A 9,069-nucleotide genomic window follows, 5' to 3' on the forward strand; every position below is an offset into this window, starting at 1 on the left:
CTGCGACGGCGCGATCACCCCGATCATTCTGGGTAAGAACTCTGTGCCGTTGGATGTCGGCTGGACGAAACGGTTCGTGACCGGCCACATCCGCAAGGCCCTCAACTTCCGCGACCGCGGTTGTGTGGTGTGTGGTGCCCCACCGATCAGCTGCGAAGCCCACCATCTGGTGCACTGGATCGACGGCGGCAAGACCGCCCTCTGCAACCTCGTGCTGCTCTGCAAAGCCCACCACATCGCCCTACACGCAGGCCGCTGGACCATCACCCTGGCCGACGGCACCGTCCAGGTCGAACGCCCCACCTGGGCGGATCCTGATCCGACCACCCGGATCCGGTATCGACCACCACCCGCACCACCCCCACCCACGGCCACCGCGACGGCGAGCTCGACTGCGCCCGCGGCCAGGTCCACCACGCCCGCCGCCACACCCGCCGGGTCCACCACCGCACCCGACCCGGCAACCTTCGACCCCTGGGGCGACCTGCCCGCGGCCGGATCGACCGGTGACACCACACCCACCGGCAAGGCGAGCCCGGCAGACGCGGCGACCCTCGACCCGTGGGGTGACCTGCCCGTGGCCGGATAGGTCGGTGGGCACCACACCGATCGGCGGCAGCGCACCGATCGGCGACACCCGCTCGGTGGATGCGGCCACCTTCGACCCGTGGGGCGACCTGACCGCGGCCGGATAAGCCGGCAAGCACCACGCGGGACAGCCCACGTCAACACCCACCAGCAACGCCCCGCCACCGCCTCCGGCGTCATTTCACGAACCTCGAAGAGGAGCCCCGCATGGCCAAAGTCGTCATTTCCGTCGGCGTCTTTACCGGCCTAGCCCTTCGATTGGGACCGGCCTCGTCGGGGAGTAACGGGTCGGACTGTTAGGTCCTGCAGCCAACCGGCCAGGTTGCCTGCATCCCGGGCAATTCCGGTGCATCGATGAACTCCGAGTCCTAGAGTGCGTGGGGTGAATCTTTCGCATCTCGGTGCGCCGATCGGGCCGATGATCCGCGTCGACGGCGGGTTCGCCAACCGGATGTACCGGCTCGACACCGACCAGGGGTCGTTCGCGGTGAAGGAGCTGAACCTCGTCGACCGCCGCTGGACCTACCGCATCGAGGACGTGTTCAGGTTCGAGCGGGCGGCTTTCGCTGCCGGCATTCCGATGCCGGAGCCGATCTCGGCCAGCCACCACACGCTCGTCCACCGGTGGGTCGAGGGAGAGAAGGTGCCCGAAGCACCGGTGTCGGCGGCGTACGCGTTCGAGATCGGTGAGATTCTCGCGCGCATCCACGCGCTCGACGTCGAGTGGACCGACGTGTCGATCGAGGACCCGGCGCCACGGGACTGGCCCGAGCTCGCCGAGCGGGCAGCAGCGACCGGACAGCCGTGGGCCGACGAACTGGCCTCCCAGGTCGAGACGTTCCTCGCGATTGCCCACTTCGTCGACACCTGCGAACGGCCAGGCCCCGTTGTACTGACCCACAGGGACATCCAACCGTGGAACCTGCTCGCTCGAGACGGTCGGCCGGTGGTGCTCGACTGGGAGCTCTCGGGGATGCTCGACCTGGCCGGTGAGCTCGGCTCGACCGCGCTGAGCCTCGCGAAGGGACCTGGCTTCGACAACATCGAGCCCGCGATCTTCCGCTCGGTCCTTGACGGCTACGTCGCAGGGGGCGGAGCGCTGCCGCCGGCGGGTCCGAGCTGGTTCGTGTTCATGATCGGCGGCTGGCTGGGGCACACGAGGTGGAACATCCTCCGTTGCCTGGCCGGTGTCGAGGCGAGCACAGGCCCTGACCTCGCGCTGTCGCACGAATCCGTGCGCAACGGCGTGCGCGGCCTACCCGACCTGTTCGGCCGACTCCCGCAGCTCGAGACGCTGCTCGTGTGACAGTGACCCGCCTCTGCGCTGGGTGTGCGACGTAGCGCGCGCTCCCATCAGCGACTCGGCGGACTTAGCTGGTTTGCGGGGTGGTGGCGTTCCAGCTGGCCAGCAGGCGGATCGCGTCGTGTTCCGGTGAGCCTGGCTGCGGGGTGTAGACGGTGAGGACCTGGTCCTCGGCCGCGTCGACGGTGAGGTTCTCGAAGGGAAGGGAGACCTCGCCGATCAGTGGGTGCCGGAAGACCTTGCTGCCTGACCTGTGCGCTCTGACGTTGTGCGCGGCCCAGCGGGTGCGGAACTCCTGGCTGCGGGTGGACAACTGACCGATCAGGGCGACCAGGACCGGGTCGTCGGGGCGTCGGCCTGCCTCGCTCCGCAGGATGGACACGGCGTCGTCGGCGATGTGTTCCCATTCGGGGAACAGTTGCCGGGCCGCGTGCTCTTCCAGGAACAGGAAACGCGGTGAGTTGACCGCGCTTTCGAAGGCGAACATCGGCGCGTAGAGGGCACGTCCGAGGTCGTTGACGGCGAGGATGTCGAGCCGGCCGTTGAACACCACGGCCGGCAGGTGCTCCATCGAGTCCAGAAGCACCCGGATCCCAGGGCTGACGGTTTCCTTGACCGCCGCCTTGCGGCGCTTGCGGGCCTCGGGCGTGAGAGCTGCGAGCAACCGGTCCAGGTGGGCCCGTTCGTCGTCGTCGAGCCGCAGTACCGTGGCGATCGACTCGACGATGCCGGCGGAGGGACCGGTGGCCTGGCCACGCTCGAGGCGGATGTAGTACTCCGGGCTGACCCCTGCGAGCAGCGCCACCTCCTCGCGGCGCAGGCCCTTGACCCGACGCCGGGTCCCGGTCGTCGGAAGGCCGACGTCGGCGGGTGAGACCCGGTCACGACGCGTGCTGAGGAAGTCGCGAACCGCCGCGCGTGCCAGCTCCTTCTCATCCATGCCTCCCAGCGTAGAGGCAGTTCCGCGACCTAAAGGGGCAGGCCGAGTACCCCTCTCAGCAGGCTCTGTCTCGACCACGGGCGTCGCTGTTTTCTGAGTACCGGCGAACACCTCGCCACCACGCAACGAAGGAGTCACCTGATGAAGCACGCCACGCTGGGCGCCCTGGAGGTATCCCGGATCGGTCTGGGCGCCATGACCATGGCCGGGGTCTACACCACCGGTGGCGGCCTGGACGACGCCGAGTCGATCCGCGCCATCCACCGCGCACTGGACCTGGGTGTCACCCACCTCGACACCGCCGAATTCTACGGCCCCTACCGCAGTGAGGAAATCGTCGGCCGAGCCATCGCCGGGCGCCGCGACCAGGTCGTCGTCGCCACGAAGTTCGGCATGATCTCGCACGCCGGTGGCGGGGTCGGCACCTTCGACAGCAGCCCGGCGAACGTGAAGACCGCCATCGAGGGCTCCCTCAAACGGCTGGGCACCGACCGGATCGACCTGTACTACCAGCACCGAGTCGACCCCGGTGTCCCGATCGAGGAGACCGTCGGAGCGTTGGCCGAACTTGTTGCCGAGGGCAAAGTCCTGCACATCGGGCTGTCCGAGGCCTCGCCGGCAACGATCCGTCGCGCCCACGCGGTGCACCCGGTCGCGGCGCTGCAGACGGAGTACTCGCTGTGGACCCGGGATCCCGAGGACGAGCTGCTTCCGCTGCTGCGCAGCCTCGGCATCGGCTTCGTGCCCTACGCCCCGCTCGGCCACGGCTTCCTCACCGGTCAGCTCCGCTCGCCTGCCGAGCTCCCTGACGACGACTGGCGCAAGACGAACCCCCGCTTCGCCGAGGAGGCGTTCGCCCAGAACCTGCGGCTGGTGGACGAGGTGTGGGCGATCGGGGACGAGGTCGACGCCACCCCCGCGCAGGTCGCACTGGCCTGGCTGCTGGCCCAGGGCACCGACATCGCCCCCATCCCCGGCACCCGCCGGCTCGCCCGCGTCGAGGAGAACACCGGCGCCGACGCCGTCGTCCTCACCACCGACCACCTCGCGCGACTCGATCGGTTGACACCGGCCGTCGGAGCCCGCCATGACGACGCGAACGATTCCACCATCGACCGCTGACGCATCCGGCTCAGGGGCCTATTCGGGATCGTCGAACGCTCGCGCCAGTGCTTCCGCTGCTCCGCTGTTGGCAGGAGTCGTCGATGACGGTTCCGTCCAGGCGGCGAGGAATCGCAAGGCTTCCTGGGAGCGGGTGTCCGACGGCGCCGTCATGATGAGGATGGTCTGACCGTCGTCGTGCGCCGAGCGCAGCAGTTGCCAGTCCAAGGTGAACGCTCCGGCGAGGGGATGCCGGAGGGATTTGGTGCCGAATGTCTGGTAGTCGACATTGCGTTCGGCCCACCACGTTCTGAAGTCCGCGTCATGGACGGACAGGTCGCCGATCAGCTGGATCAGCCGGGGATCGGCGGGGCGTTCCACGACGGCCATCCGGAAGAAGGCCACGGACGTGCGCGCGAGGCTGTGCCAGTCGTCGTAACGGCTGCGGAACTCCGGGTCGAGGAACAGCAGTCGCAGATAGTTGCGGTGACGGCGTGGTACTTCGCCGAAGTCGATGAACACTGCGGCCGCCAGGGGATTCCAGGCGAGCACATCGAAGCAGCGGCCGAGCACCATCGCCGGGGTACTGACGAGATTGTCCAGCAGTAGCTGCGTCTGTGGCCACACGCGTTCCGTCGGAGCGGTGCGCCGGGTGAGTTTCTTGTTCGTGAGCTTGTACAGATAGCTTCTCTGGTCGCTCCCCAGCCGCAGCGCATCGGCCAGAGCATCCAGCACGCCGGCGGAGGCACCGGCCAGCCGCCCCTGTTCCAGCCGGGTGTAGTAGTCGGTGCTGATCATGGCGAGCTGAGCCACCTCTTCCCGGCGCAGTCCCGGCACCCGGCGGGACCCGCTGGCCGCCGGCAGCCCCACCTGCTCAGGGCTCAGCTCCGCCCGGCGGGCCTGAAGGAACGCGCCGAGTTCGGTGGGATGCCGACCGGATCCACTCACCCGTTCATGTTCGCATCCGGGCAGTCCAGGCTGCCAGGGAGAGAGTATTCCCAGGGAACCGTTCGGTCCTGGTTGCCTGCCGCCGCGCGACCGAGGCTGAGAGCAGACCGAAACCCATCGGTCCTGTGAATGAGAGGCAGTTCCATGCGTGAAGACGTCACCTTCTCCAGTGACGGCCGCAAGCTCGCCGGCCACCTGTACCTACCCGGAGACCGCACCTCCGCTGAGAAACTGCCGGCTGTCGTGGTAGTCGGAGCCTCCTCGGGGACGAAGGAGCAAACCCCGGCGGTCTACTCCCAGCGCCTGGTCGCACGGGGGTACGCCGCCTTGGCCTTCGATCACTCCACCTATGGCGAGAGCGAAGGTGCGCCGCGCAGCGACGAGAACCCGTTCGCCAAATCCGAGGACATCAAGAACGCGGTCACCTACCTCACCGGCCGCGACGAGATCGACGCCGACCGGATCGCGGCCGTCGGCGTGTGCGGCGGCGGCGGGTTCGCGCCGTACACCGCCGTCGCGGACCGGCGGATCAAGGCGGTCGCCACGGTCAGCGGATTGCCCGACCTGCGCAGCACGCTGACCGACGGGTTCGCCGGCGACTGGCGCGACCTGATGCGGTTCGCCCAAAGCGCCCGCGAGGCCTACGCCCAGGGAGGCGAACCGCAGTACGTGCCGTTCATGCCCCCGGGAGAGCAAAGTGACTGGGTGGAGAACGGCAAGCAGTACTACTTGACAGATCGCAACCCGGACCCGGACTGGAAGAACCAGACCCTGGTCTGGTCCTTCGACAAAATGCTGCAGTACTCCGCGCTGGACGTCATCCATCTGCTGTCCCCCACACCGCTGCTCCTGATCGCCGGCTCCCGGGCCGAAACTCTCCAGCAAAGCCAGGCCGCCCACGAAATGGCCAATGAGCCCAAAGAACTGTTCCTCATCGAGGGCGGCACCCATTTCGACTTCTACGACAGACCTGACTATGTAGAACCAGCCGTCGCGAAAATCGACAGCTTCCTGACGACGCATCTGTGACCCGGCGAGCACGCCGGACCGCGGCTCGGACGGGCTTCTCAACAGCCGCGGTACTCAACTGTCGGTTCCTCGACGTTCGGGCCGAGGGTGATGCCGAGCTGGTCGAAGGTGCGGAGTGGGGTTCCCTCGATGACGACGTTCCGTAGTACGACGTCATCGATGGCGCCGGCGGCGGTGCCTGCAGCGACGAGTGGCGACAACCCGCCTTGGTCTCGGATGTTGATGCGGTTGATCCGTACGCCGGACACCGGCCCGATCCCGAGGCCGCGTTCGCGGGTGTTGATCAGGAGCCAGTTCTGGTTGCCGCGGTCGTGGTCGAGCGACTCGATGTCGATGTCTTCGTAGAGGATGTCGGTGCAGGGCTCGGTTCCGTAGCAGGGGTCGATCGCGATGGCGCGAGTCGCGTTGTAGACATAGCCGTTGCGGTAGGTGATGCCGCGCTGGTGCGAGTAGTGACCGTTGCCGACCTTGAACGCGGCGCAGTGGGTCCAGGCGACCACGTCGTCGAACAGCACCCGCTCGACCGGCTGCCGCGGGTGCGGCCAGCTCAGCGCGATGTTGGCGTCCTCGGCCCAGGCCTTGGTTGAGTACGGGTCGTCCTCGCAGATCGCGATGGTGTGCCGGACCGTGACGTCCTGGCACTCGTTGATGTCGAGCGCGTCGTTCTCGTACTGGAGCTGGGACTGGAATCCCTTGTAGTTGGTGATTCGTACGTCGGAGCAGCGGCTGGGGAGGAAGGCCCAGGAGCCGGAGTCGCGGCCGATCACCCCGTCGACGGTGAAACCCCGGGTGCCGACCGGGACCAGCAGGTGGTTGAGATAGCTGCTGTCCTTGCGCATCCGGGCACCCTGGCCGTCGATCGTGCCGCGGCCGGAGATGGTGATGTCCGACGAGCCCGGCTCTGTCGAGATCAACCAGGTGCCGTCCATGCTCAGGCTGTCGTGGCGGAACTTCATCACATAGTCGGCCGGATCGGCCGTTGCCCGGAGCACCGAACCGCCGGCCAGGTAGAGATGCACCCGGGATCGCAGCACGATGCTACCGATCGCGAACACGCCTGCCGGCACGTACACGACCCCACGCCCAGCCGCGTACGCCGCGTCGATCGCCGCCTGAACCGCCTTGGTGGCCAAGTCCTCGCCGGTCGGGTCGGCGCCGAAATCCGCGACCACGTTGAAGATCCCGGACCCGTACGCCGCCGGCGCATCCGACTCGGTCGGGTCGGCCGCGATCACCAGCTCCTTGAGGTCGTCGATCTTCACGATCAGGTAGCGGCTGCGGTTGAGGGCAAACGTCAGCCTGTTCCCGCTCACCTGGGCCGGGATCTCGAACGCCAGCGGACTGACGGCCTGCGAGGTGATCGGAGCCTGAGTGGTGATCTCGACAGTCGCCGTGCCGCGGAAGGAGAAGTGCGCGTAGTGATACTCGACGCCACTACCCGGTTCCGGCGCGAACGCGGTGACCGGCACCTCCTGCCCGTTGACGGTGACGGCGAAGTCGTCCGAGGTCGCGTAGATCGGGGGCAGCGGGTAGCTCTGTACCCACCACGGGTCTGCGCTCACTCCCGGACACGACCCGAGAGCTGCTCAACCCCCAGGATGAGCGCGGAGTGGTCCAGGTCGCCGTGGCCCTGCGCCCGCGCCGCCGCCATCAACTGAGCCACCACGGCACCGAGCGGGATCACCACCCCGGCTTGACGAGCCGAGTCCAGCACGATGCCGAGATCCTTGTGGTGCAGGTCGATCCGGAACCCGGGCTGCAGCTCGTGCCGGATCATCCCGGCCGCCTTGCGGTCCAGGATCCGGTTCCCGGCCAGGCCGCCAGCGAGCACCTGGACCGCCGGCTCGAGGTCCACGTCGTACGCGTCGAGGAAGGTCAGCGCCTCGGCCACGAGTTCGATGGTGCCCGCGACGATCAACTGGTTCGCCGCCTTGACCGTCTGCCCCGAACCGGACGGCCCGACATGGACGACAGTTGCCCCGAGCACCTCCAGTACCGGTCGGGCCGCCTCGAAGTCCTCAGCAGCACCACCGACCATGATCGACAACGACCCATCGATCGCGCCCTGTTCCCCACCGCTCACCGGAGCATCAAGAGCCCGTACGCCGACGTCGGCCGCCGCCGTGGCTACCTCACGAGCCGTGGCCGGCGCGATCGAACTCATGTCGATCAGCAACGCCCCCTTTGCAGCGGACGCAAGCACACCATCATTGCTGAGCACAACGGCTGCCACGTCCGGTGAATCCGGCAGCATCGTGATGATCACTTCCGCTCCGTCGACCGCCTCGGCGACCGAGGTCGCGAGCGTTCCTTCGAAGGACCGCTGGCTTCGGTTGTAGGCGCGGACGTCGTACCCGGCCTTGACCAGGTTGGTTGCCATCGGCAAGCCCATGATTCCGAGTCCGATGAAGGCGATACGGGGGCTCACTGCTCACTCCTGATCAGTTGTCGATAGTCGTCCACCGAGCGGATCACGCGCGCGGCCCGCTCCGCCAGACCGTCCAGATCTCCGCCGGGCAGCAGCGCGTCGCGGGTCAGGTCGCGGCTGATCCCGACGATCGCCGCGCCCGCAGCCAGGTAGTCCCCGGCCTCGTGGAGCCGGACCAGCCCGGTCGGCATCAGCGGGATGTCGGGCAGCGGCCCGACCAGTTCGGTGATGTAGTCGATGCCCCCGACCGGACCGACCGGCGACACCTTCACCGCCTGCACGCCGAGACCCCAGGCGGCGACGATCTCGTTCGGCGTCAACGCGCCCGGGATGAACGGCACGCCTCGCTGTGCCGCCGCTTCGACCAGGGCCGGCGACGTCACCTGGCTGACCAGGAAGGCCGCGCCCGCGTCGATCGCCTGGTGAACCTGCTCGATCGTACGAACAGTCCCCGCACCCACAATCAACTCCGGCAACTCGGCCCGCGCCGCAGCGATCGCCTCCACTGCTCCAGGTGTGGTGAGCGTGAACTCCACCGCGCCGAACCCAGCGGCAGCCAGGACCCCCGAGACTTCCCCGAACCGCTCAGCGCCGGCGGCCCGCAGTACGGCGACCACCGGGCGGTCGGCCAGCTCGTCAGTCAGCTGAATCATCACGGCTCCTCGATCCGGGATGCACACTGGCGATCGCCGTGCGCAGTGCGGCGAGACGTCGGTCGGACGCCAGCCCCGC

At 68.0% G+C, this 9,069-nt stretch carries 9 protein-coding genes; 4 read left to right on the top strand and 5 right to left on the bottom strand.

Going from position 1 to position 9,069, the window contains the following annotated elements:
• Together VFG33_RS01310 and VFG33_RS01315 are read left to right on the top strand one after the other, a co-directional pair.
• On the top strand, positions 1-589 hold a 589-nt coding region (locus VFG33_RS01310; RefSeq protein WP_325021447.1), incomplete at its 5' end, for an HNH endonuclease signature motif containing protein.
• A gap of 381 nt (positions 590-970) precedes the next feature.
• The gene (locus VFG33_RS01315; RefSeq protein ID WP_325021450.1) at positions 971-1,894 is read left to right on the top strand and encodes a phosphotransferase family protein; all 924 of its coding nucleotides are present in this window, start codon (positions 971-973) and stop codon (positions 1,892-1,894) included.
• 64 nt (positions 1,895-1,958) lie between these two features.
• Here the strand turns inward: VFG33_RS01315 and VFG33_RS01320 are convergent, their stop codons facing one another.
• Complete coding sequence (locus VFG33_RS01320; protein WP_325021452.1) at positions 1,959-2,831, bottom strand: helix-turn-helix transcriptional regulator; 873 nt, start codon at positions 2,829-2,831, stop codon at positions 1,959-1,961.
• Between the two features lie 141 nt (positions 2,832-2,972).
• On the opposite strand from VFG33_RS01320, the gene VFG33_RS01325 reads away from it, so the two are divergent.
• Positions 2,973-3,953, top strand: coding sequence for an aldo/keto reductase (locus VFG33_RS01325; protein ID WP_325021454.1), 981 nt, complete (start codon positions 2,973-2,975; stop codon positions 3,951-3,953).
• Positions 3,954-3,971: 18 nt separating this feature from the next.
• Here VFG33_RS01325 and VFG33_RS01330 read toward each other — a convergent pair whose 3' ends face one another.
• Entirely contained in the window at positions 3,972-4,880 is a 909-nt protein-coding gene (locus VFG33_RS01330; protein ID WP_325021456.1) for a helix-turn-helix transcriptional regulator, read from the bottom strand.
• Positions 4,881-5,024: 144 nt separating this feature from the next.
• Here VFG33_RS01330 and VFG33_RS01335 point away from each other — a divergent pair, with 144 nt between their 5' ends.
• Positions 5,025-5,909 (top strand): alpha/beta hydrolase, encoded by an 885-nt coding sequence (locus VFG33_RS01335; protein ID WP_325021458.1) that lies wholly within the window; start codon positions 5,025-5,027, stop codon positions 5,907-5,909.
• A 38-nt stretch (positions 5,910-5,947) separates the two neighbouring features.
• On the opposite strand, the gene VFG33_RS01340 is transcribed toward VFG33_RS01335, so the two are convergent.
• Genes VFG33_RS01340 through VFG33_RS01350 form a run of 3 tightly spaced genes read right to left on the bottom strand, consistent with a single transcriptional unit; the run spans position 5,948 to position 8,990 of the window.
• A complete protein-coding gene (locus tag VFG33_RS01340) occupies positions 5,948-7,471 on the bottom strand; it encodes a glycosyl hydrolase family 28-related protein (protein ID WP_325021460.1) in 1,524 nt (507 codons plus the stop codon).
• Complete coding sequence (locus tag VFG33_RS01345; RefSeq protein ID WP_325021462.1) at positions 7,468-8,337, bottom strand: 2-hydroxy-3-oxopropionate reductase; 870 nt, start codon at positions 8,335-8,337, stop codon at positions 7,468-7,470. Before VFG33_RS01345 ends, VFG33_RS01340 begins: the two co-directional genes overlap by 4 nt.
• Positions 8,334-8,990, bottom strand: a complete 657-nt coding sequence (locus VFG33_RS01350) for a bifunctional 4-hydroxy-2-oxoglutarate aldolase/2-dehydro-3-deoxy-phosphogluconate aldolase (protein ID WP_325021464.1) — start codon at positions 8,988-8,990, stop codon at positions 8,334-8,336. Before VFG33_RS01350 ends, VFG33_RS01345 begins: the two co-directional genes overlap by 4 nt.
• Between the last annotated feature and the right edge of the window lie 79 nt (positions 8,991-9,069).

Origin of the sequence: Kribbella sp. (assembly GCF_035687465.1) — a bacterium.
Lineage (GTDB): Bacteria > Actinomycetota > Actinomycetes > Propionibacteriales > Kribbellaceae > Kribbella.